This window comes from Amycolatopsis benzoatilytica AK 16/65 (genome assembly GCF_000383915.1).
Classification (GTDB): Bacteria; Actinomycetota; Actinomycetes; order Mycobacteriales; family Pseudonocardiaceae; genus Amycolatopsis; species Amycolatopsis benzoatilytica.
The window spans coordinates 8,094,627-8,117,173 of record NZ_KB912942.1 but is presented as its reverse complement, the minus strand read 5'-3'; the positions used below and the strand labels follow the sequence as shown (position 1 = coordinate 8,117,173).

Here is a 22,547-nt window from a genome sequence, read left to right as displayed (position 1 = left end):
GCACTACAAGGGTTTTGCACTGTCCTTTGCAGACCTAGCGTACGCCTCGTGAACGAATTCGGAGTGGACGTCGTCCTGCCCTGCCTCGACGAGGCGGCCGCGCTGCCGGGCGTGCTCGCCGGGCTGCCGCCAGGATATCGCGCGATCGTCGTGGACAACGGATCCCGCGACTGTTCTCCCGAGATCGCGGCCGCCCACGGCGCGAAGGTCGTCGACGAACCGCGCCGCGGCTACGGTGCCGCGGTCCATGCCGGGCTGGAGAGTTCGACGGCGGACATCGTCTGTTTCGCCGACGCGGACGGTTCGCTCGACCTGGCCGACTTGCCCCGGCTGGTGGCGGCCGTCGAGAACGGCGCCGACCTCGCGGTGGGACGGCGGGTGCCCGTGTCCCGCGCGGTCTGGCCGTGGCACGCCAGAGCCGGGAATGCCCTGCTGTCACTGCTATTGCGGTCGCGAGGTCTGCCGGTGCGGGACATCGCGCCGCTGCGGGCGGTGCGGCGGGGGGACCTGCTGGAACTCGGCATCGCCGACCGCGCGTTCGGCTATCCGCTCGAACTGCTGGTGAAGGCCCAGCGCGCCGGCTGGGCGGTCCGGGAGTTCGACATCGCATACCGGGAGCGGGCGAAGGGCACGAAATCGAAGGTGTCCGGTTCGGTGCGCGGAACGTGGCGAGCCGCGCGGGACTTCGGGCGGGTGCTGGTCCGATGACGTTCTGTCTGTTGATTGTCGCGAAGGCTCCGGTGCCGGGCTTCGCGAAAACCCGGTTGTGCCCGCCCGCTACCGCAGAACAGGCCGCGGAGATCGCGGCTTGTGCTCTGCTGGACACGTTGTCCGCCGCGTTCGCCGCCGACGGCGCGCTCCCGGTGGTGGCGATGACCGGCGAACTCGGTGCCGCGGCGCGAGGCACCGAGATCGGCCGAGCGCTGCGGAACGCCACTGTGATCGCCCAACGGGGCTGGGACTTCGGCACCCGGCTGGCCAACGCGCACGCCGACACCGCCGCCGTGCACACCGGACTGCCGGTGCTGCAGATCGGCATGGACACGCCACAGGTCTCCCCAGGCTTGTTGACCTCGGCGATCGCGCCGGTGCTCGCCGGCAACAGCTCGGCCGTGCTCGGCGGCGCGGAAGACGGCGGCTGGTGGGGCCTCGGTCTCGCCGATCCAAGGCAGGCGCAGGTGCTCGCCGGGGTGCCGATGTCGCAGCCGGACACCGGTTACCGCACTCTGGCCGCGCTCCGCGGCGCGGGGCTGCGAGTCAGCGAACTGCCCGTACTGTCCGATGTGGACACCATGCCGGACGCGCGGAAGGTCGCCGCCGGGCGGCCGGGCAGCAGGTTCGCGGCGGCGGTCGACGCGGTGGGAGCGGCGGCGTGAAACTCGCGACAGGACGGGAATTCGACCGCGGGCTGCTCGGCCAGCACTGCTGGCTGGAACTGTCGAACGGCAGCCGGATCGAGCTGCCGGTCGGCCGCTGGGCGGACGACAACAGCGCTGGCGACGCCGTTCTGCTCGACGCGTGTGCGGGCCCGACGATCGACGTCGGCTGCGGGCCGGGCCGGCTCACGGCTGCCTTAGCTCGCCGAGGAGTGGTGGCCCTCGGCGTGGACACGTCCCCCGTCGCGGTGCGGCTGACTCGTCGGCGCGGGGCAAGCGCACTGCAGCGCAATGTCTTTCGGCAGCTTCCCGGCGAAGGTCGGTGGAGTCACGCACTGCTGGCCGACGGCAACATCGGGATCGGCGGCGATCCCGATGCGCTGCTGCGTCGGCTCCGCGATCTGCTCAGCCCGACCGGCGACGTTCTCCTGGAGCTGGATGCACCTGGGCACGGCCTGCGGCGCGAGCACGTCCGGCTGCGGCCGGATCCCGCCGGCCGGTGGTTCACCTGGGCTTGGGTCGGCGTCGACGCCATCGCCGAAGTCGCGACCCGGACCGGCTTCCGGGTCGCCTGGACGGTCAACCGAGGACACCGCTGGTTCGCCAGGCTGGTGCGCGCATGAAACCCGGACGGCTGACCACCGCGTGGCGCGGAATCGACGCTCGGGTCTCCCACGCGCAGGCCAAGATCGGCGAGCGCGCCAAGGCCATCGATCGCCGGGTTCCGAGGCCGGACCGGTTCAAGGGCGGTGCGCACGGCGAACGGGCGACCGCGCGAGTCGGCGGTCTGCTCGGGCTCGCGTTCCTGATCTGTTTCGCCACCGGGCTGCTGAGCCACCTCATCCAGCATCCACCAGGATGGTTCTTCTGGCCGAGTCGTCCGGTGTGGCTGTACCGGGTGACGCAGGGCGCACACGTGCTGTCCGGAATCGCGGCGATTCCGTTGCTGCTGGCCAAGCTGTGGAGCGTGTATCCGAAGCTGTTCGAGCGGCCGCTGGTGCGCTCCATCCCGCACGCAGTCGAGCGGCTGTCGATCCTCGTGCTATCCGGTGCGGCGTTCTTCGAACTGAGTTCGGGACTGCTGAACGTCGCGCAAAACTATCCGTGGAACTTCTACTTCCCGCAGGTCCACTACGCGGTGGCGTGGGTGGCGATCGGATCGATTCTGGTGCACGTCGCGGTGAAGCTCCCGGCGATCCGGCGGGCGCTGAGCCGCGAGGCGACTCCGGCCGAACCGACTGGACACGGCCTGTCGCGGCGCGGATTCCTCACGACCACCGGAGTCGCGGCTGGCGTCGCCGTGCTGGCCACCGCGGGCGCGACGGTCCCCGCGCTGCGCGGCATCTCCGGGCTGTCCTGGCGGTCGGACAAGGGCACGCAGAAACTGCCCGTCAACCGCACCGCGGTGGCGGCGCAGGTCACCCGGGCCGCGCTCGATCCCGGCTGGCGGCTGTCGGTGGTGACACCGGCGGGGAGGCGGCAGTTCACGCTGACCGAATTGCGGGCACTGCCGCAGTCCACTGTGGAACTGCCGATCGCGTGCGTCGAAGGATGGAGCCAGCTGGCGACCTGGCGCGGCATCTCGTTCCCGGACCTGCTGCGGGCGGTGGGCAGCAAGCCGGGCGTGGAGGTGCGCGTGACGTCGTTGGAGAAGACCGGGCTGTACGGGATCAGCACGCTGCCCGGCGAGCACACCGCGGACCCGCTCACCTTGCTGGCGCTGGAACTGAACGGCGAGGTGCTGAACCTCGACCACGGCTTCCCGTGCCGGGTGATCGCGCCCAGCCGGCCGGGCGTGCTGCAGACGAAGTGGGTAGAGAAGCTGGAGGTGCGGTGAAGACCGGGCGGATTCTGCTCGCATTGCCAGGCCTGGCGGCGCTGGCGTACGGGATCGTGCTGTTCCTCGATTACGCGGTGCCCGCGTGGCCGGACAGCCTCACCACGGTGCTGTGGATCGGCGGCGGGCCGATCGTCAACGACGCGGTGTTCGCGCCAGCGACGGCCGTGATCGGGCTGCTGGCGGCTCGGTTCCTGCCGAAGCCGTGGCGGGTGCCGGTGCAGATCGGGGCGGTCCTCACCGCGGTGCTGGTGTTCGTCGCGTTTCCGCTGCTGTGGCGTCCGTACGGGGTACCGCCGAAGCCTGGGCTGCACGACGGGAACACCTGGCTGGGGTTGCTGCTCACGCTCGCCGCGGTGTGGGCGGCCGTGCTTCTTGCCTCGATAGTCCGGTTTGTTCGGATCAGCCGGCGGGCGGCCCAGAAAATTCGGCCGCGCGCAGCTCGTTGACCTGGGTCTTCTTCCGGTACCGGAATTTTCCCGCGAATTCGGCGTTTGGGACGGAGCAGGGGCGGGCACTTCACCGCCTGCGGAGAGGCTCTCCGTGCCGAGTCGGAGGCGGCACGGAGAGCCTCTTCGTGTTTTCGCGCGCGTGCCCGGTTTTCTTCGCTGGACAGGAAAACGACCACGCGCGACCGGCATTGCTGCACCGGTCGCGCGCGGCCTGCAAAGGTTCGGCCCCTGCGCGGCGAAGGGGTCCGAGCCGTGGCTGGTCTCGGCCGCGCCCTGCGGCCGAGCGTTCTAGTTGACCTGCACGGGCTGTCCGCCCAGGGTGACCTGCACCGTGCGGCCGTCGGCCAGGGTGAAGGTGACCTGCTCGCCGGGAGCCCGGGTGCGGATCGCGGCGACGAGCGTGTTGGCGCTGTCGATGACGCGCGAATCGATCTTGGTCACCACGTCACCGGACTTCAGGCCGGCCTTCTCCGCCGGGCTGCCCGGCGTGATGTCGCCGAGCTGTGCGCCGCCCTGGGGCGCGTCGCCGACCTTGGCCCCGATGAACGTCTGGTTCGCGTGGCCGGTCTTGATGATGTCATCGGCGGTGCGGCGTGCCTGGTCGATCGGGATGGCGAAGCCGATGCCGACGTTGCCGCCCTCGGATCCGCTGCCCTGGCCGCGGCCCGAGTTCGGGCTGTAGATGGCCGAGTTGATGCCGATGACCTGGCCGTCCATGTTCGCCAGCGGACCGCCCGAGTTGCCCGGGTTGATCGCCGCGTCGGTCTGGATCGCGTCCATCACGGTGGCCTGGTCGGTCTGGTCGCCGCCCGCCTGCACCGGACGGTGCAGCGAGCTGACGATGCCGGAGGTGACCGTGCCGGTCAGCTCGAAGGGCGATCCGATCGCCACCACCTGCTGGCCGACCCGCAGGTCGTCGGAGCGGCCGAGCGAGACCGGCGTGAGGTTGCCGACGCCGGACACCTTGACCACCGCGATGTCCGTGGTCGGGTCCCGGCCGACGACCTTCGCCGCGGCCTTCTTGCCGTCCTGGAACACCGCCTGGATCTGGCCGCCGTTCGCGGCGACCTCGACCACGTGGTTGTTGGTGAGGATGTAGCCGTCGTTGCTGAGTATGAAGCCGGAGCCTTCGCCCGCCGCGGTCCGGCCGGACACCTGCAGCTCGACGACGCTCGGCGACAGTTTCTGCGCCACCGACTCGACCGACCCGGCCGGCACGTTCCCGGTCTGCTGCGCGGGCTTCGGCTGGTCGAGCGCGTTCACCGAAGGACCGGACGACCCGCCGGTCAGATAGCCGACGGTCCCGCCCGCCACGCCGCCGATCACCAGCGAAACGAGGGCGACGCCCGCGAGCAGCTTGCCGGCGGAGTTCTTCTTCTCGCGCTGCGGGGGGACGCCGTAGGCGGCGGTTCCGGGCGCGCCGTACGGGTTGACCGGGATGCCAGTGGGCGGCGTCGGCTGCCCGGCGGCTCCGTAAGCCGCGTACTGGCCGCTGTATGGCTCACCCGCGCCAGGGTGGGCACCGGCAGGCACCGGACCGCTGTGCGGTGCCGAAGCGCCTTGGGCGGGCGATGCGCCGGGCTGCGGCGCCGAACCGCCTTGCGGGGCGCTGGCGGCCTGCGCCGACCACGGGTTCGGCGTGCTCTCCGGTGCGGCACCGTACGGGCCACCAGCCGGCGGGTTTGGCGCGCTCTCCGGTGCGGTGCCGAACGCACCGGCAGCCGGTCCGGCGGACCCCGCCTCCGGCTGGCTGCCGCCAGTCGCGGGTCCGACCGGGGACGATTGCCCCTCTGCGGCTGGTTGTGCTGGTGTCTGCTGCCAGGCCGCCTGGCCTTCGGTGCCCGGCTGGGCACCCGGGTCCTGGCGACCCGCCGCGGAGCCGGGCGCGTGGGGGTCGTTCTCGGTCATGTCCTCACCTAAGCGGCTGGGCCTGAGAGGTTCCTGAGTCGAACCTGTGTTTCCTAGATGAGTATGCCGGGTCTTTGGCTCAGCCTGCCGCGCGAAGGCGTTCCGCGATCTGCTCCGGCGTGGCGTCGTTGATCCAGACCGCCATGCCGGATTCAGACCCGGCCAAGTACTTCAGCTTGTCTTTGGCGCGGAGTACCGAGAAGAGCTCCAGGTGCAGCCACGACAGATCCCGGTCCCGCCGCACCGGAGCCTGGTGCCAGCCCGCGATGTAAGGCAGCGGACGGTCATACAGCGCGTCGCAGCGACGGAGGACATCGAGGTACACGCGGGCGAAGTCGTCGCGCTCGGCTTCGGTTAGCGACGGCAGATCCGGCATCTGCCGGTGTGGCACGATCTGGATGTGCACCGGCCAGCGCGCGGCCGGCGGCACGAACGCCGTCCAGTGTTCGCTGGTCACGATGACTCGGGCGCCGGACTTCTGCTCGGCGGCCAGCACCTCGCCAAGCACCGAACCGCCGTGCTCGCGAGCGACCGCCAGCATCCGTTCGGTTTTCGGGGTGACGAAGGGATACCCGTAAATCTGGCCGTGCGGATGCGAGAGTGTGACGCCGATTTCCTCGCCGCGGTTTTCGAACGGGAAGACCTGCTCGACGCCGGGCGTCTCGGCCAGCGCGGCGGTCCGGTCCGCCCACGCGTCGACCACGAGCCGCACCTGCTCCGGAGTGAGCCGGGAGAACGCGCCGTCGTGGTCGCTGGTGAAGCAGACGACCTCGCAGCGGCCGAGGCCGGGCGCGGACGGCACCAGCCCCAGCCCGTCCACAGTGGACGACTCACCGGCCGCCTGCTGGGAGAACGACGGGAAGCGGTTCTCGAACACGACGACGTCGTAGTCGGCTTCCGGAATTTCGCTCGGCTTGCCGGGCCGGGTCGGGCAGAGCGGGCACAGGTCGGCCGGCGGCTTGTACGTGCGGGTCTGGCGGTGCGCCGCCATCGCGACCCATTCGCCGGTCAGCGGATCCCGGCGGATCTCCGACGCCGCCGCGACCGGCGGCAGATCCCGGGTGTCCGCGGCAAGCCGCTCGCTGGCGTCGTCGTGGTCGAAATAGATGATTTCCCGGCCGTCGGCCAGGTGTCGCACAGTGCGTTTCACGCTTCTTCTGCCTCGAGGTTCTCCGCCGTTTCGGCGATCAGAAGTTCACCGACCCGCTCCGCGAGTTCTTCCCGCGCGCAGCTGTCCAGTCCGTCGTCGGTCACCACGACCTGGGCTTCTTCCAGGTCCGCGATCGTGGAGATGCCGACCGTGCCCCACTTCGTGTGGTCGGCCAGCACCACGAGCCGCCGGCCGGCCTCCACAAGCGCGCGGTCGGTTTCGCTCTCGGTGAGGTTCGGGGTGGTGAAGCCGGGGCCGACGGCCATCCCGTGCACGCCGAGGAACACCAGGTCCAGGTGCAGTGTCCGCAGGCTCTGCACGGCGACCGGGCCGACCAGCGCGTCCGACGGCGTGCGCACCCCGCCGGTGAGCACCACCGTGCGGTCCGGCTGCGCGGAGCTGCGCAGGACGTCGGCGACCTGGATCGAGTTGGTGACGATGGTGAGGCCCTCGACGCCGTCGAGCGCGTGCGCGAGCGTCCAGGTGGTGGTGCCCGCGGACAGACCGATCGCGGTGCCCGGCTTGACCAGGGTGGCCGCCAGTCCGGCGATGGCTTCCTTCTGCGCGCGCTGCCGCACCGACTTCGCCTCGAACCCGGGCTCGTCAGTGCTCTTGCCGACCAGCGAAGTGGCCCCGCCGTAGACCTTTTCCACCAGGCCGCGGCCGGCGAGCACGTCGAGATCGCGCCGGACCGTCATGTCGGAGACGCCGAGCCTCGCGACGAGGTCACTGACCCGGACCGCACCGGCCCGGCGTGCTTCCTCGAGGATCACCGCTTGTCGCTGCCGCGCGAGCACCGCCACTCCCCAAGCACACCATCAACTGCACAAAATCCTACACGATTCAACATCGGTGGTGCGCGACGTGCAGATGGCCGTCCCCCGGCTGGGCGACGGCCAACCGGGGACAGTGCGGAGAAATCAGTCGACCGGCGCTCCCGGCAGCCGGATGGTGAGCAGCGCGCCGCCTTCTGGTGCGCGGTTCGCGTACACCGTTCCGCCGTGCCGTTCGGCCGCGTGCTTGACGATCGCCAGCCCGAGTCCGGACCCGGGCAGGGTGCGGGCCTCCGACGAGCGGTAGAAGCGGTCGAACACCTTGGGCAGGTCCTCCTCGGCGATGCCAGGGCCGGAGTCCGCGACCTCGACCACCGCGGTGCCGTCGCCGAGCGGACGCAGCGTGACCCGCACCCGCGAACCCGGCGGCGAGAACTTCACGGCGTTGTCCAGCAAGTTCAGCACCGCTCGTTCCAGCGAGCTGTTGTCGCCGGTGAGCACCCACGGCTGCAGGGAGACCTCGAACTCGATCTCGCCCGCCCGCCGCCGGGCCCGGTCCAGCGCGCGCTCGACCACGTCCATGACGTCGACGCGTTCGGTCTGCTCGCGCGGTTCGTCCTGCCGAGCCAGTTCCACGAGGTCGCCGATCAACTGGGTGAGCTCGTCGAGCTGGCCGCGGATGTCGGCCTCGATCTCCGAGCGGTCTCCCTCCGGCAGCGACGGCGCGCCCGGGCGGCTGGCCGACAGCAGCAGTTCGAGGTTGGTGCGCATGGACGTCAGCGGAGTGCGCAGCTCGTGGCCGGCGTCGGCGACCAGCTGCCGCTGCCGTTCCTGCGATTCCGCGACCGTGCCGAGCATGATGTTGAAGCTGTGCGTGAGCCGGGCGAGCTCGTCGTCGCCGCTCACCGGAATCGGTCGCAGGTCGCCTGTCGCGGCCACGCGTTCGGCCGCCGACGTCAGCCGGTCGACCGGCCGCAACCCGGCGCGCGCGACCGCCGTGCCCGCACCCGCGGCCACCACGATCCCCGCACCACCGACCAGGAACAGCACCAGGGCCAGCTGGTTCAGCGCGCGCATCGTCGGCGCCATCGACTGCGCCAGCACGATCGCCTGACCGTGCCCGAGCGGCACCGCGGCGACCCGCATGTTGGTGGTCAGGTCGGTCCGGATCGACTGCGGCAGCACGCCGGTCGCGACGCTCATTTCCTGCGGCCCCACCGGCGGCCGGGTACCTGGTTGCGGGTAGATCAGGTCGCCGGTGATGCCGTTGAGCGCACCGATTTGCAGGTCCGCGCTGGCCAGCAGAGCACCCGGCACTTCGCGCAGCTGGGAAGTCGGCACCTGAGGTGAATTCGCCGCGGCTTCCGCTCGGGCGAGCAAGCTGTCGTCGAGCTGGTTCAGGAGGTTTTCGCGCACCACGTAGTACGCACACAGCGACACCAGCGCCACCGCCCCCGCGACACACGCGGCAGCCAGCAGCGTGACCCGGCCGCGCAGCGAGAACCGGCGAGTGCTCCACCGGGTGCCGCGCGGGTCGGGGACCTGTCCGTGCTCTCCGGGCTCTCCGGCGGAACCGGACTGGGCGGCGGCCGGATCGGTCACGGCGGAGTCTCGCGCAGGACGTACCCCACTCCACGCACCGTGTGGATCAGCCTCGGCTCGCCGTCCGCTTCCGTCTTGCGGCGCAAGTAGCCGACGTAGACCTCCAGTGCGTTGCCCGACGTCGGGAAGTCGTAACCCCATACTTCCTCCAGGATCCTTCCGCGGGTCAGCACGTGCTTGGGGTACGAGAGGAACAGCTCGAGCAGCGCGAACTCGGTACGGGTGAGACTGATCTCGCGACCGCCGCGGCGGACCTCGCGAGTACCCGGGTCCAGCGTCAGATCGCCGAACGAGAGCACCTCGGACGTCTCGCCCTGCTGCCCGTCCGGGACCGCGCGGCGCAGCAGCGCACGCAGCCGGGCGAGCAGTTCCTCCAGGGCGAACGGTTTCGGCAGGTAGTCGGCGGCACCCGCGTCGAGGCCGGAGACCCGGTCGGAGACGGTGTCCCGCGCGGTCAGCACGAGAATCGGCAGGTCGTCGCCGGTGCTGCGGAGCCGTCGGGCCACCTCGAGCCCGTCCAGCCGCGGCATCATGACGTCCAGGACCATCGCATCCGGCCGATTGGCCAGGATCGCCTCCAACGCCTGCGCACCATCGCTCGCGAGCTCCACGGTGTAGCCGTTGAACTCCAAAGACCGCCTGAGCGATTCACGGACGGCACGGTCGTCGTCCACCACGAGGATGCGCATGCCGTCAGTCTTGCTCAGAGTGCTGAGACCCGCCTAAGAACACACGCAGAACACACAAAGAGGGCTGGCGACGTGCCCGAGGTAACAGTGACGGAAGCTCCTCCGCTCACTGAGAGTGCTCCTCCGGCGGCCGGGCGACCGGCGCGTTCCAATGCCGCCACAGAGTCAGCACGCGGATCGCCACCACGACCACCGCGGAGAAGGTCGTGACCACTCCCGCCGGGAGATGCAGGTCGTGCCCGATCCACACGCACACCGCGCCGGTCAGCGCGGCCATCGCATAGATCTCCTTGCGCAGCACGAGCGGGATCTCCCGCAGCAGCAGGTCGCGGACCGCGCCGCCGCCGATGCCGCTCGTCATCCCGATCAGGCAGGCGGCGTACCCGGCGGTCCCGGCGTTGATCGCCACCGTGGTCCCGGCCGTGGCGAACACTCCCAGCCCGACCGCGTCGGCGAGCAGCACCGCGTGCCGCAGACGGGCGACCTGCGGATGGAAGGCGAACACCACCAGTGCCGTCACCGCGCACACGGCCAGGTAAGGCCAGTTGCGCAGGGTCGTCGGCGGGTGGATGCCGAGGAGCACGTCGCGCATGATGCCGCCGCCGAGCGCCGTGGTCAGGCCGACCACGACGACGCCGAACACGTCCAGCCGCGCCCGGACCGCGGCCAGCGCACCGGACGCGGCGAACGCCACCAGCCCGAGGAACTCGAGCGCGGTCAGCAGCATCTACTGGTCGATGAGTCCGCCGCGGTAGGCCAGCAGCGCGGCCTGCACCCGGTTGGCGGCGCCGATCTTCGACAGCACCGCCGAGACATACCCCTTGACGGTCGCCTCGGACAGGTGCAGCCGCCCGCCGATCTCGGCGTTCGAAAGGCCCTGGCCGATCAGCGCGACGACCTCGCGTTCGCGTTCGGACAGCGAGGCCAGCAGCTTGCGCGCCGGCTGGGCGGCCCGCTGCTCGTCGCGGTGGCTCTGCACCATCCGCACGGCCACGCCCGGGTCCAGGACGGCACCGCCCTTGGCGAGGTCGCGGACCGCGCGCAGCAGCGCCGCCGGATCGATGTCCTTCAGCAGGAAGCCGTTGGCGCCGAGCCGCAGCGCAAGGCTGACGTACTCGTCGATGTCGAAGGTGGTCAGCATGGCGACGGTGGGCGGATCGGGCAGCGCCAGGATCGCCCGGAGCGCGCGAATGCCGTCGTCGGGCGCGCGCATCTTGATGTCGAGCAGCGCGACGTCCGGGTGATAGCGGCGGGCTACCTCGACCGCTGATCTGCCGTCGCTGGCCTCGCCCACGATTTCGATGTCCGCAGCACCGGACATCATGGCGCGCAGCCCTGACCGAACCAGTTCCTCGTCGTCGGCGAACATGAGCTTGATCAACGAAGCCCTCCGGCAGCCCGTGGGTTTGGAGGCGGCTCCCCGCACCCGTTACGGAAGATTACCTACTGTTGTTCATGCTTTCGAAACCAGACACGACCAGGTGACGAGACTCGTCCACCGGAGCGGCCCGGACCGGGCATTGCCTCCATCCCGGGGTCACCCACTTGAGTGATCCATTGCGAAGAGTCTCACGGTCCGCCGCTCGCGGGAAGATCGCGCTCCAACAGAGACCGGACTGCGGCAGGCACCACGGCCGGAATCGCGGTGCAGACCATCCCGCACGCCGACCAGCCCGGCGAGCGTCTCCGCTCCGGCGCGGCGGCCGAGCCGGACTCGGGCAAACGGGGGCACGACAGCACCCCTCTGGTCCTTTCCACAACGGCAGAGCGCGAGCTGAGCCCAACGGCCAGGGGCGCTGACCTCGGATTACTCGTCCATTCGGGGGTGTGACATCCATTTTTGACGCGTCACAGTCCGGTTTGTGGTCTCCTGTGCCCTTGCTGGCCGGATCGAGCCAAAGGGGGCAACTGTGAAGAGTGTGATCTGGTGGTCGATCGGACTGCTGTTCGGTTTGGGCCTGGTCGCGATCGGCTTGTTCAGCACCGGCGACACCACCGGTGGCAAGGTGCTGTGCGGCGGCGAGGAAATGCGGCCGGGCACCTACTGCGAGGAAACCTCGTACGGACAGAAGAGCCAGCACACCTACGAGGAGAAGCTGCAGGACCAGATCGACAGCGCGAAAAGCTTCAACAACGGCGGCAACTGGATCACCGCCGGTGTCGGCGGCGTGATCGCGGCCGGCTGTGGCTGGCGGCTGGTCGTGGCGATCCGGCGGGTGCGCAGGCGCGGTACCGCCTCGACGGAGTCCGGCGAGCAGATGCCGATCGGGCAGGGCACAGGCGGACAGCCACCGTCCGGGTTCCCCGCGTGGTCAGCGGCCCAGCAACCGGGATTCCAGCCGGGACAAGGGTCCCAGCGATCCGGCTATCCGCAGACTGCCACCTTCCCGCCGGGGTATCCGCAGGCACCCGGGTTCCCACCGCCGACACATCCGCAAACACCTGGGTTCCAGCAGCAGGGGTATCCACCGGACTACGCCCAGCCGGCAACACCGCCTCCGCCGGGATTCCCGCAACAGCCGGGACACCTGCCGCAGGCCGGACCCCGGCCGGAGTAATCGCGTCCGGGGCCACGGCATGGAGGCCGTGAGGAGAATTCGTTCCGCGGTCCGGCCAGATCACAAGCCGCTGCGACCGAACGCACGAACCCGTCGCGGCCGGCAGGGTCGAAATGCCGTCATGGCAGGCGATTCCGCTTATGGCCGTTGCCTCCATGATCCGGTCTATCGGTGGTGGACAGTAGAATTTCCACACTGCCAACGGGAAAGGCACGTGACGCCTGACGCAGCGGGAGAAGATCACACGTCGACTCGGCAAGTTTCTCCAGGCTGACGAGCGGCCGTTCACCACCGCGCTCGCCTTCCGGGTCGGCGGGGTGCGGAACACCATGGTCGCCGGCGCGGCCAGGATCGGCGGACTCGCCGGGATGGCGGGAATGGCGTTGGCCGCTCGCAAGGGGCAGACCGAGATCCTCCGCAGCCGGTCAGTGCGCCGGGTCGGCTCTCCCTGTCCGTCACCTCGCAGCGGCTTCTGGTGCTGACTGTCGGCGGCGTGATGGCGGGCGTCCCGGGGAAGCTGGTGCACGACTGGACCCTCGACCGGCTGGCGGGGGCGTCCGAGCCCGAACTGGTCATCGGGGTGGCACAGGCGCTTCGCGGTCACCTCGGCGTCGCGGGCAAGGGCGTCCTGGGGTACGAGTACCCGCGCCTGCAGGTCGACGCGGGGTGGACGTTGATCAAGAAACTGGCCTGGGTGATCGACGAACGGAACGAGCGTGCGGTGGACGAGCCTCCCGCGTCCTGATCCGGGCAACGCGCTCCACTGCTCAATGCTCGGCCTCTCCCCAGGCCGCTGCGAACTCTGCCACGTCGATCCGGTCCACCTCGTCGGCCGGGTCGATCGGCTGGTCGGTCGGCATGCCGTGGTCGGCTTTTCGGCGCTGCCACCAGTACCGCCGCCGCACGCCCTCCGCACCGAGCTCGACCTGCCGGATCGCCACCAGCGCGCCGCGGTCTTCGACCGTCTAGCACAGCCACGCCGAATCCCCCCGAGTATGAGAAATGGGCCCGCTCACAGTCGCTGCCGTCATGCAGGCGGAGGTATTCGACGTTCACGGCGACGCCCTCGACGACGGACGCGGGCCAGCCGAAACGCGAGGCTCGTCCGGTGGAGAAGTCGCGAGCCTCGTCCGGCCAGCAGCTGGGCCAGGTCATCCGAGGAACGGGACCGGAGGATGTCCGGCCCAGATTCGGCGCGAGCCGAAGAAGTGAGGAGACGAGTCTGATTTCGCCCCTGCCTGCACGAGCGTGCTGCACAGGCGACCAAATCGGTGCTTGATCGACTACGGCCGAATCGTCTGCAGAGCCTCCCCGCTCTCGGCAATGAACCAGAACGACCACCCATTGCGGTTGTTATGAACATTGGGGTTGAGCGCCTGAACGACTCCCATTGCGGCACCGCTGGGACTCTTGTACGAACGCCCGGCGAGCACGCCGCTTGTGATGTCAACTCGCTTCGTACCTTTGTAGTAGATCGCCTCGACGCGAGCGCCACCATATTCAGCATAGATAGGCACCCCGTCATTCGCCGGCCGCTGTCCCGTCTCCGCGGCAGGCCCAGCAGTGTTGACGAAGTCGTCGAGCAGTCGCCGCACGACCTCCCCGCCTGAAATCTGCCAGGCACGCGCGAGCAGCATGACTCGACCGTAGTCGCCGTCCGTCAGGTCCAGCTGTTTCAAGATTCAATCCTCTCTACTTTATTAGCAAATAGTAGCATGGCGCTCTGAGGGTCGCAGTCCCTGGGTTGCCGATGACATTTGGTGTACGAGCCAGCGTCACCTGCCCACGCTCGTGTCCCGCTGTGAGAACTCGTGGCCGGTTGGGCCAGTTGCTGCCAACCTCGGCGGCTTCACCCATACCGCACTCACCACGAACGAATGCCACAAGAACCGAGCCGCTTCCGTTCGGCCGCGAGCCGTAGACACCCAGTCCTGACATCGGCCCCCGCCCGGTGTCTGAGCCGTGACAGCCGGGTGTCCGCCCAGCAGGCGAATGTGGTCACAACGAACCACCGGCCAGCCAGGGAGACCGAAAATGTCCACGTTCACCACCCCGAACCCCATCACCGCCACCCTGACCACCGCCGGTGCCCGCGTCCGGATCACCGCGAGCGAGCGCACCGATACGGTCGTGCGGGTACAGCCCGTCGACGCGGCGAATTCCATCGACGTGAAGGTCGCCGAGAAGACCAAGGTCGACTTCGCCGACGGCGTGCTGGCCGTCAAGACGACCAAGTCCGGCAGCCAGCACGGCTCCGTCGACATCGTGATCGAACTGCCCGCCGGATCCAAGCTGGTCCTGAACACGGCGTGGACCGAGGTGCGGGCGGACGGCGTCCTCGGCGACTGCGAGGTCAACATCGGCTCGGGCCAGGTCCGGTTCGACCGGGTCGCCGCACTGCGCGGCAACCTCGGCGCGGGCGGGCTCTCGGTCGACCGCGTCGTCGGCGACGCGCTCATCGAGGGCAGTGTGGCAGGCCTGCGGATCGGAGAGGTCGACGGCGCGCTCCACTACCAGGGCACGAGCGGCAAGGTCTGGATCGGCCATGCCAAGTCCGACGTCGACCTCGGCGGCTCGAACGGCAGCTTCGACATCGGCACGGCCGACGGGAGTGTCCTCGCCAAGGCGGCCAATTGCCCGATCCGGATCGGGAGGGTTACGCGCGGCCAGGTCGAGCTGTCGAACGCGGCCGGCGGGATCGAGGTCGGCGTCAGCGCGGGCACCGCCGCCGACGTGGACGCGAAGAGCGCGAAAGGCCTGGTGCGCAGCAGCCTCGGCACGCCGGAGAACTCCAACGTCACGCTCAGGGTCCACGCTCGCACCCGGCTCGACGACATCGTCCTCTTTTCCGCTGTCTGACCGCCCGATCGGATGGCAGGATCGGGCAGGTGCAGATCAAGATCCTGGGTCCGTTCGAGGTCCGCGACGGCGACGTGGCCGAGGTTCCGGGCGCGCGGCTGCGCGGGCTGCTCGTCGCCCTCGCGTTGCGGCCGGGCCGAGTGGTCCCGAAGGCGACGCTGATCGACTGGATCTGGGGCGAGCATCCGCCCGCCGAGGCCGCGAACGCCCTGCAACGCCTGGTTTCTCGACTGCGCAAGGCATTGCCGGGTGCCGCGGTAGAAGGGCTGACGGACGGGTACCGGCTGGCGGTCGACGCGGACGCGGTCGACGCGGTGCGATTCGAGCGGCTCGTTGCCCAGGCCCGGGACGGGCGCGGGCCTGGGCGGCTGCGCGAAGCGCTGGAGTTGTGGCGCGGTCCGGCGATGCAGGACGTCGGCTTGCAAGGCAGCGAGGCGTTCGATGCGGCTGCCACCCGGCTCGAAGCCCTGCGCCTGGCGGCCGTCGAAGACCGGGCCGAAGCAGAGATCGATCTCGGCCGCGGCGCGGAACTCGTAGCGGAACTGACGGATCTGGTGGCCGCGCACCCGGTGCGGGAGAAGCTCGTCGCCGCACTGATGCGTGCGCTCGCCGCCGCGGGCCGCAATACCGAAGCGTTGCAAGCGTTTCAGCGCATCAGGGAAACGCTGGCCGAAGAGCTGGGCGCGGACCCGTCGCCCGAACTGTCCGCGTTGCACGTCGCGCTGCTGCGAGGCGAGGTGGGACGGCGCGAGGAAAACCGCAAGACGAACCTGCGCGCCGAGTTCACCAGCTATGTCGGCAAAGAGGCTGATGTAGCCGCGGTGCGCGCCCTGGTATCGGAGCATCGGCTCACCACCCTGATCGGGCCCGGCGGTTCTGGAAAGACCAGGCTGGCATCGGAAACCGCCCGGACGTTGGTCGCCGACCTGCGGCACGGCGCGTGGCTGGTGGAGCTGGCCGCCATCGGAACCGGCGACGATGTCGCGCAGGCCGCGCTGTCCGGACTCGGTCTGCGTGACGCGCTGCTCGGCGAAGCTTCCTCCGCGGACCCGGCGGACCGGCTGGTCTCCGCGATCCGCGACCGGGAAACGTTGCTGGTACTGGACAACTGCGAGCACGTCATCGAGGCCGCGGCCGCGCTCGCGCATCGGTTGCTCGGCGAGTGCCGGGGGTTGAGGATTCTCGCGACCAGCAGAGAACCGCTGGGGATCACCGGAGAGACGTTGTGGCCGGTCGAACCGCTCGCCGAAGCCGAGGCCGTCCAGCTGCTGCGGGACCGGACGACGACGCGACGCCAGGACCTCGCCGACGACCGGACGCTGGCACGCATCTGCACCGCGCTGGACGGGATGCCGCTCGCGATCGAACTGGCCGCGGTCCGGCTCCGCACGATGTCCGCCGAGCAGCTCGCGGACCGCCTCGACGACCGGTTCCGGCTGCTGACCGGCGGCAGCCGCACCGCGCTGCCCCGGCATCGGACCTTGCGCGCCATGGTCGACTGGAGCTGGGAGCTGCTCAGCGACGGCGAACGAATGGTGCTCAGCAGGCTGTCGGTCTTCGCCGGCGGCGCGAGCTTGGAGGCGGCGGAACGGGTCTGCGCGGGCGATCTGGTCGACGAGTACGAGGTACTGGACCTGCTTGCCGCGTTGAGCGACAAGTCGCTGCTCGTCGCGTTCGGCGAAGGCGCGCCGCGGTATCGGATGCTCGGCACGATCAAGGAGTACAGCGCCGCCCGGCTCGCTGAAGCCGGGGAGACCGACCTCGCCCGGCGGGCGCATCGCGCGTATTTCACCGAGCTGGCCGAGACCGCGGAACCACACCTGCGCCGCGCCGAGCAGCTGGAGTGGCTCACCGTCCTCAAGGCAGAGCACGACAATCTCGTCTCGGCGGCGCGCGGCGCGGTCGAGGCCGGCGACGCGCACGCTGCGATGCGGCTCGCGGCCGGCTGCGGCTGGTACTGGTGGCTCGTGGGCCGCAAGGCCGAGGGCATGGAGCTGATCACCGCCGCGATCGCGGTTCCGGGCGAGGTGCCTGACGAGATCAAAGCCGTGGTGTACGCCCTGACCTCGATGTTCGTCACTTCGGGCCCGGGCGACGTGCCGGAAGCGGCGGAGTGGATCCACCAGGCGTACGAGTTCGGCAAGCACGGCAGGCACTACCACGCGGCGCTGCGGCTGGTGGTGCCGCTGGAAATGATGCTGCGCGACATGGACGGGCTCCTGCCGGCCTGGGAGTCGCTGCTCGACGACGAGGATCCGTGGGTACGAGCGTTGTCCCGGCTGCACATCGGCAAGATGCGAATGATGCTCGGTCAGGACTGCGAAGCCTGGTTCGACGAGTCGCTGGTCGAGTTCCGGGTGCTCGGCGAACGGTTCGGGATCTCGTTCGCACAGTCCGAACTGGCCGACTGCATCGCCATGCGCGGCGAGTTCGCCGAGGCGAACGAGCACTTCGATCAGGCGGTCGCCGTCGTCACCGAGCTGGAAGCACTGGACGACGTCGCCCAGATGCGGATGCGGCAGGCCCGGCTGCACTGGCTCGCGGGCGACAAGGACGCCAGCGCCGCAGCGATGGCCGAAGCGGAAAGCCTCGCGGAAGGCGTCACCTGGCCCGGAACGCTGGCTTCGCTCGCACTGGTCCGGGCGGAGCTGGCCCGGTGGAACGGCGACCAGCAGGATGCCTTCGCCCAGTTCGGCCGGGCGATGAACCTGCTGGGAGAGGAAGCGCAGCAGCCGCATCTCCAGGCCGCGGCGCACGACCTGCACGCCTGGTTCGCCGCTGACCTGGACGAGGCGCGCGAACACCGTGCGGCGGCCTGCCGTGCAGCGGCGGAGACCGGCCGCGCGCCAGTGATCGCACAGACGGTCGTCGGGGTCGCGGATCTGGCGCTGCGGCGTGCGCAGCACGACCACGCCGCGCGGCTGCTGGCGGCGGGCGCGCACGTGCTCGGCCGGACGGACCTGTCGAATCCCGATGTGACGCGAATCGAACAGGAGGCGCGCCGCCACCTCGGCGACGAAGCGTTCGACCGGGCCACCCGGGAGGGCAGGACGGGCGAGTGGACCGAGCTGGTCGCGGCGCCGCTCGCGCCCTGACGCGGTTCTTAGCTCGTGTCAGTGCCGTGACAGCCCGGTGTCTGACCTCTCGGCGATCGTGGTGACACCAAGCCACCGCGAGAGGATTTCCGATGAGCCAGCAGGTTTTCCCCGTCCACGGCCTTCCGATGGACCGCGACGCCGGCCCGTTCGACCCGCCCGCCGCGATCACCGCACTGCGCGAGACCCGCCCGGTCAGTCCGATGCTCTTCCCGGACGGTCACCAGGGCTGGCTGGTCACCGGGTACGACGCGGTCCGTCAGGTGATGTCGGACGCGCGGTTCAGCAGCCGCCAGGACCTCGGCGTGCTCCATGTGCCGTACGAGACGCCGGGAATGCCGGTCGCCACCGAGCCGTCCCCGCAGATCCCCGGCTTGTTCATCAGCATGGACGCCCCCGACCACACGCGGTTGCGGCGCAAGCTCACCGGCGCGTTCACCGTCAAGCGGATGAAGCAGCTCGAAGACGGCATCATCGCGATCACCGAACAGCAGCTGGACGCGCTCGCGCGGCTGGCGCCGCCGGTGGATCTCGTACGGGAGTTCGCGCTTCCGGTGCCGTCGCTGGTGATCTGCGAACTGCTCGGCGTTCCGTATGCCGACCGCGAGACCTTCCAGGCGAACTCTTCGAAGTTCATGGAGCGGGACGTGAACCTCGAAGACAAGATGGCCGCGTTCGGCGCGATGATGGGCTACCTCGGCCAACTGTGCGCGGGCAAGCGCGCCGAGCCCGGCGAGGACATCCTCTCCGATCTCGCCCGCGATGCGGACCTCAGCCTCGAAGAGCTGACCGGCATGTCGTTCCTGCTGTTGCTGGCCGGCCACGAAACCACCGCGAACATGCTGTCGCTGGGCGCGTTCGCACTGCTCGAGAACCCCGCGCAGCTGGCCGAACTGCGCGCCGACCCGGCGCTGTTTCCCAACGCAGTGGAAGAGCTGATGCGCTACCTGTCGGTGGCCGACATCTTCTATCGCTACGCGACGGAGGACGTCGAACTCGGCGGCGAAACGATTCCGGCCGGCTCGACCGTTGTCGTCTCTCTGCTCGCCGCCAACCGCGACCCGAACCGCTTCGAGAACCCCGACGCGCTCGACGTGCACCGCAAGGTCCGCGGGCAGGTGGCCTTCGGCCACGGCATCCACCAATGCCTGGGCCAGCAGCTGGCCCGCATCGAGATGCGCGCCGGTTTCGAGGGTCTGCTGCGCCGGTTCCCGGACCTGCGGCTCGCGGTCCCGGCCGCCGAGGTGCCGCTCCGCACCAACATGAACATCTACGGTGTCCACGAACTCCCGGTCACCTGGGCCTGACCGCACTGTCCGGGTGCTCGCCGGAAGGTCACACTGAGCGCGCAGGCCGCGAGCAGCCACAGCAAGATCCCGCGCTCTGCCGTCGCGCGGACCGTCCCAGAACTGGAGGAAGTGCGCCATGGACGAACGACAGGAGCTGCGTCGCCGAGCCGACAGTGGCGATCAGGACGCGCTCGACCAATTGGTGGAGCTGGCTGGCGACGCGGGCGACCTGGCAGAACTGCGGCGACTGGCGGCCGCGGGCAGCTCCGACGCGACCGACCTCCTCGTCGAGCTGGCCGGCGAGCGCGAGGACCTCGACGAACTGCGCAGGCTCGCCGCGCTGGGCAACAGCGACGCTGCCGACGTGCTGGCGGAACTGCAGGAGTAGGACAATTCCGGCACTGTCGCTTCCGAAATGACCTTGCCGTCGCGAAATCTCAGCACTGCTCGTCGGGCGCGCAATTGCCACCGGGGTCCGGGATCGTCTCTGCCAGCGGGAACGACGAATTGCGTTGCGCCATCGGCAATCGCGTTTCCGACGAAAGAAGCCTTGACTTAAGTTAGTAAAGTTTCCTAACTTGAAAGTCATGCCCGAGAGTCCGCGGCCCGGCCGCTCCGCCAGCAGTCCCCGCTTCTCCGCCCGGCCGAGCCTGGCCGAACAGCACGAGCAGTACGTCGCCCAGTACTCGCGTCGCTCGCTGTTTCGCGCCGGGGCGGCCGGGGGCGCGGTCCTGGCCGGGGGCGCGCTGCTGCCGGGGCTGGCGACCGCAGCCCCGGCCGGCGCGGATTTCCGGCAGGCCAAGGACAAGCCGGCCGGGTCGGCGGTGCGGCCGTTCGGGCGGCATCTGGCGTTCGGCGCCGACCCGTCGCGGCAGGTCGTCGTCTCCTGGCAGGTGCCAGCCGCGGTGACCGCACCGTTCGTGCGGATCGGGCTCTCGCCGACCGACCTCGGCCAGCAGGTCCCCGCCGAGGTGCGGACTCTGGTGAGCAAGCTGGCCTGGCAGCACCCGGTCGAGGACGAACCGCTGGTCAGGCCCACCACCGTGACGCAGTACTACCTGCACGCGAGCCTGGACCGCCTCGTGCCCGATACGACCTACTACTACGTCGTGGGCCACCGGGGCCATGACCCGGCGGGCGATCGCACCCGGCTCGGCGACATCGCCAGCTTCCACACCGCCCCCGCACCCGGCCGCGGCGGCCCGTTCACCTTCACCGCGTTCGGCGACCAGGGCGTCGGCTACAACGCGGCCGCGACCACCAACCTCGTCGCCGGTCTCGGCTCGGCGTTCCACGTCCACATGGGAGACCTCAGCTACGCCAACACCGAAGGCGGCGGCAACACCACCGACAAGTACGACGCGCGAGTCTGGGATTCCTTCTTCGTGCAGAACGAGCCGGTCGCTTCGCAGACTCCGTGGATGATGGCGATCGGCAACCACGAAATGGAGGTCTGGTACTCGCCCGACGGCTACGGCGGCGTCCGCGCGCGGTTCACCATGCCGGACAACGCCTGGGGCGACTCCACCGGGATCTACTCGTGGCGGTACCAGAACGTCGGCCTGATCAGTCTGGACGGCAACGACATCTGCTACAACACCCCGGCGAATCTCGGCTACACCAAGGGAAAGCAGCTCGCCTTCCTCAAGGCGAAGCTCGCCGCGCTGCGCGCCGACCCGACGATCGACTTCATCGTCGTCTACTTCCACCAGTGCACGTACTCGACGTGCGCCGACAACGGAGCGGAACTGGGCGCGCAGACCGACTGGGCACCGCTGTTCGACAAGTATCAGGTCGACCTGGTACTCAACGGGCACAACCACATCTACGAGCGCACCGACCCGATCCGCGGCGGGAAGGCGACGAAGAAGCTCGCCACCGGTGGCACCGTCAACCCGGTCAAAGACGGCACCACCTACGTCGTGGCCGGCGGCGGCGGGGGCGGCATCTACAAGTTCCCCGCGTCCGACACCTACCTGGGCCACGAAACGCCGAACGACAAGCCAGTGCCGATGGTCGTGTCCGACAAGGACGGGAAGGACCACACGGTCCAGGTCACCTGGTCGCGCATCCGCTACACCGGCTACTGCCTGGTCGCGGTCGACGCCATACCGGCGCGGCCGGGCAAACCGGCCCGGCTCAACGTCCGCTCCGTGACGGAGGACGGCACGGAGGTCGATCAGTTCACGGTGCAGCGCGGCTGATCCGCCGAACCCCTGGTCGCGTCGGTGGCCAGGGGTCAGTCAGCGTGGGGATTGCTGGGCCACGGCGCGACGGTCTGGCAGCCGAAATCCTCCGGCGCCACATCCCGGACTGTCTCGGCGAACTGCCACCGATGGCCAGCCAGATCCTCGACGGTGCAGTCCCGCTCGCCGTATTCCCTGTCCGTGGGCGGTTCGAGCACAACTGCTCCGTGGGCTCGGGCACGCTCGTACTCAGCGCGGACGTCCTCGACGCGGACCCGGATCAGATGCGTCGGGCTTTCGTCCCGCTCTGCCGTCCCGCCCCGGCGTTCCGCGACGATCACTGCTCCGTCTGCGCCGATGCTCATCTGCGCCCGGTGACTCTCCCCGATCCGCGTGCGCTCGACGAAGCCGAACGCGGCACTCAGCCAACCGACTGCGGCCCGCACGTCCGGATACGAAAGAACGGGCACGACAGTGGCCAGCGGAACCGATCTGTTGGGCTTCATCTCTTCGGCCTCCCCGACCTCACGCGACGGACCCGAGCGCACGAGTCGTTCGTTCAACCATGCCTCCAGATTATCGCTCGTGAGCGAATCGGTCTTGGACGTTGGCGAAGTGTGCCAGCAAAAATTGAGGCATGATCACCTACTCGCCCAACACCGGCTTCGATCAGCCTCCTCCGGACCGCGAGATCGACTGGTACCTGGTGGATATCGAACGCCTGAGGCTCGACGGCACCCACCTGACCGGCGCGCACCCGGAAGGAAGCTGAG

General features: G+C 69.6%; 23 protein-coding genes. 13 read left to right on the top strand and 10 right to left on the bottom strand.

Annotated features, from left to right (window positions below; translation table 11 throughout):
* Positions 1 to 63: 63 nt before the first annotated feature.
* From AMYBE_RS0138020 to AMYBE_RS0138000, 5 genes are read left to right on the top strand one after another with little or no spacing between them, the layout of a single operon-like run.
* Positions 64 to 708 carry a glycosyltransferase family 2 protein gene (locus tag AMYBE_RS0138020; protein WP_020664643.1) on the top strand — a complete coding sequence of 215 codons (645 nt, stop codon included), beginning with the start codon at positions 64 to 66 and terminating at the stop codon, positions 706 to 708.
* Positions 705 to 1,376 carry a TIGR04282 family arsenosugar biosynthesis glycosyltransferase gene (locus AMYBE_RS0138015; protein ID WP_020664642.1) on the top strand — a complete coding sequence of 224 codons (672 nt, stop codon included), beginning with the start codon at positions 705 to 707 and terminating at the stop codon, positions 1,374 to 1,376. The genes AMYBE_RS0138020 and AMYBE_RS0138015 overlap by 4 nt, the downstream gene beginning before the upstream one ends.
* On the top strand, positions 1,373 to 1,999 hold the full coding sequence (locus tag AMYBE_RS0138010; protein WP_020664641.1) for a class I SAM-dependent methyltransferase: 627 nt from the start codon (positions 1,373 to 1,375) through the stop codon (positions 1,997 to 1,999). Before AMYBE_RS0138015 ends, AMYBE_RS0138010 begins: the two co-directional genes overlap by 4 nt.
* Positions 1,996 to 3,213 (top strand): molybdopterin-dependent oxidoreductase, encoded by a 1,218-nt coding sequence (locus AMYBE_RS0138005; protein WP_020664640.1) that lies wholly within the window; start codon positions 1,996 to 1,998, stop codon positions 3,211 to 3,213. Before AMYBE_RS0138010 ends, AMYBE_RS0138005 begins: the two co-directional genes overlap by 4 nt.
* Complete coding sequence (locus tag AMYBE_RS0138000; RefSeq protein ID WP_020664639.1) at positions 3,210 to 3,662, top strand: hypothetical protein; 453 nt, start codon at positions 3,210 to 3,212, stop codon at positions 3,660 to 3,662. Before AMYBE_RS0138005 ends, AMYBE_RS0138000 begins: the two co-directional genes overlap by 4 nt.
* Positions 3,663 to 3,953: 291 nt before the next feature.
* On the opposite strand, the gene AMYBE_RS0137995 is transcribed toward AMYBE_RS0138000, so the two are convergent.
* From AMYBE_RS0137995 to AMYBE_RS0137965, 7 genes are all read right to left on the bottom strand, one after another.
* Positions 3,954 to 5,573: a trypsin-like peptidase domain-containing protein gene (locus AMYBE_RS0137995; RefSeq protein WP_020664638.1), complete on the bottom strand. Its 1,620-nt coding sequence runs from the start codon at positions 5,571 to 5,573 to the stop codon at positions 3,954 to 3,956.
* A gap of 79 nt (positions 5,574 to 5,652) precedes the next feature.
* Complete coding sequence (galT, locus tag AMYBE_RS0137990) at positions 5,653 to 6,723, bottom strand: galactose-1-phosphate uridylyltransferase (RefSeq protein ID WP_020664637.1); 1,071 nt, start codon at positions 6,721 to 6,723, stop codon at positions 5,653 to 5,655.
* Positions 6,720 to 7,520, bottom strand: coding sequence for a DeoR/GlpR family DNA-binding transcription regulator (locus tag AMYBE_RS0137985; protein WP_027928441.1), 801 nt, complete (start codon positions 7,518 to 7,520; stop codon positions 6,720 to 6,722). The genes galT and AMYBE_RS0137985 overlap by 4 nt, the downstream gene beginning before the upstream one ends.
* A gap of 123 nt (positions 7,521 to 7,643) precedes the next feature.
* Positions 7,644 to 8,993: a sensor histidine kinase gene (locus tag AMYBE_RS0137980; protein WP_051125044.1), complete on the bottom strand. Its 1,350-nt coding sequence runs from the start codon at positions 8,991 to 8,993 to the stop codon at positions 7,644 to 7,646.
* Positions 8,994 to 9,094: 101 nt separating this feature from the next.
* Positions 9,095 to 9,787, bottom strand: a complete 693-nt coding sequence (locus tag AMYBE_RS0137975) for a response regulator transcription factor (RefSeq protein WP_020664634.1) — start codon at positions 9,785 to 9,787, stop codon at positions 9,095 to 9,097.
* A gap of 106 nt (positions 9,788 to 9,893) precedes the next feature.
* A complete protein-coding gene (locus AMYBE_RS0137970) occupies positions 9,894 to 10,514 on the bottom strand; it encodes a trimeric intracellular cation channel family protein (RefSeq protein WP_020664633.1) in 621 nt (206 codons plus the stop codon).
* On the bottom strand, positions 10,515 to 11,168 hold the full coding sequence (locus tag AMYBE_RS0137965) for a response regulator (RefSeq protein WP_020664632.1): 654 nt from the start codon (positions 11,166 to 11,168) through the stop codon (positions 10,515 to 10,517).
* Positions 11,169 to 11,697: 529 nt separating this feature from the next.
* Between AMYBE_RS0137965 and AMYBE_RS43595 the strand changes: the two genes are divergently transcribed.
* Positions 11,698 to 12,345, top strand: a complete 648-nt coding sequence (locus AMYBE_RS43595) for a hypothetical protein (protein ID WP_051124841.1) — start codon at positions 11,698 to 11,700, stop codon at positions 12,343 to 12,345.
* Between the two features lie 475 nt (positions 12,346 to 12,820).
* Entirely contained in the window at positions 12,821 to 13,090 is a 270-nt protein-coding gene (locus AMYBE_RS0137950) for a hypothetical protein (RefSeq protein ID WP_020664629.1), read from the top strand.
* Positions 13,091 to 13,112: 22 nt separating this feature from the next.
* Here AMYBE_RS0137950 and AMYBE_RS45305 read toward each other — a convergent pair whose 3' ends face one another.
* Together AMYBE_RS45305 and AMYBE_RS0137940 are read right to left on the bottom strand one after the other, a co-directional pair.
* Positions 13,113 to 13,286: a hypothetical protein gene (locus AMYBE_RS45305; protein WP_020664628.1), complete on the bottom strand. Its 174-nt coding sequence runs from the start codon at positions 13,284 to 13,286 to the stop codon at positions 13,113 to 13,115.
* A 342-nt stretch (positions 13,287 to 13,628) separates the two neighbouring features.
* Complete coding sequence (locus tag AMYBE_RS0137940; RefSeq protein WP_020664627.1) at positions 13,629 to 14,024, bottom strand: hypothetical protein; 396 nt, start codon at positions 14,022 to 14,024, stop codon at positions 13,629 to 13,631.
* Between the two features lie 355 nt (positions 14,025 to 14,379).
* On the opposite strand from AMYBE_RS0137940, the gene AMYBE_RS0137935 reads away from it, so the two are divergent.
* From AMYBE_RS0137935 to AMYBE_RS0137915, 5 genes are all read left to right on the top strand, one after another.
* On the top strand, positions 14,380 to 15,204 hold the full coding sequence (locus tag AMYBE_RS0137935) for a DUF4097 family beta strand repeat-containing protein (RefSeq protein WP_020664626.1): 825 nt from the start codon (positions 14,380 to 14,382) through the stop codon (positions 15,202 to 15,204).
* 29 nt (positions 15,205 to 15,233) lie between these two features.
* Entirely contained in the window at positions 15,234 to 18,299 is a 3,066-nt protein-coding gene (locus AMYBE_RS0137930) for an ATP-binding protein (protein ID WP_020664625.1), read from the top strand.
* A gap of 92 nt (positions 18,300 to 18,391) precedes the next feature.
* Positions 18,392 to 19,606 carry a cytochrome P450 gene (locus AMYBE_RS0137925; protein WP_020664624.1) on the top strand — a complete coding sequence of 405 codons (1,215 nt, stop codon included), beginning with the start codon at positions 18,392 to 18,394 and terminating at the stop codon, positions 19,604 to 19,606.
* Positions 19,607 to 19,724: 118 nt separating this feature from the next.
* On the top strand, positions 19,725 to 19,976 hold the full coding sequence (locus AMYBE_RS0137920; RefSeq protein ID WP_020664623.1) for a hypothetical protein: 252 nt from the start codon (positions 19,725 to 19,727) through the stop codon (positions 19,974 to 19,976).
* A gap of 199 nt (positions 19,977 to 20,175) precedes the next feature.
* Complete coding sequence (locus tag AMYBE_RS0137915) at positions 20,176 to 21,792, top strand: purple acid phosphatase family protein (protein ID WP_020664622.1); 1,617 nt, start codon at positions 20,176 to 20,178, stop codon at positions 21,790 to 21,792.
* 35 nt (positions 21,793 to 21,827) lie between these two features.
* Here AMYBE_RS0137915 and AMYBE_RS0137910 read toward each other — a convergent pair whose 3' ends face one another.
* Positions 21,828 to 22,280: a VOC family protein gene (locus AMYBE_RS0137910; protein ID WP_034289839.1), complete on the bottom strand. Its 453-nt coding sequence runs from the start codon at positions 22,278 to 22,280 to the stop codon at positions 21,828 to 21,830.
* Between the two features lie 131 nt (positions 22,281 to 22,411).
* On the opposite strand from AMYBE_RS0137910, the gene AMYBE_RS46765 reads away from it, so the two are divergent.
* A complete protein-coding gene (locus tag AMYBE_RS46765) occupies positions 22,412 to 22,546 on the top strand; it encodes a hypothetical protein (protein ID WP_020664620.1) in 135 nt (44 codons plus the stop codon).
* Position 22,547: the final 1 nt, after the last annotated feature.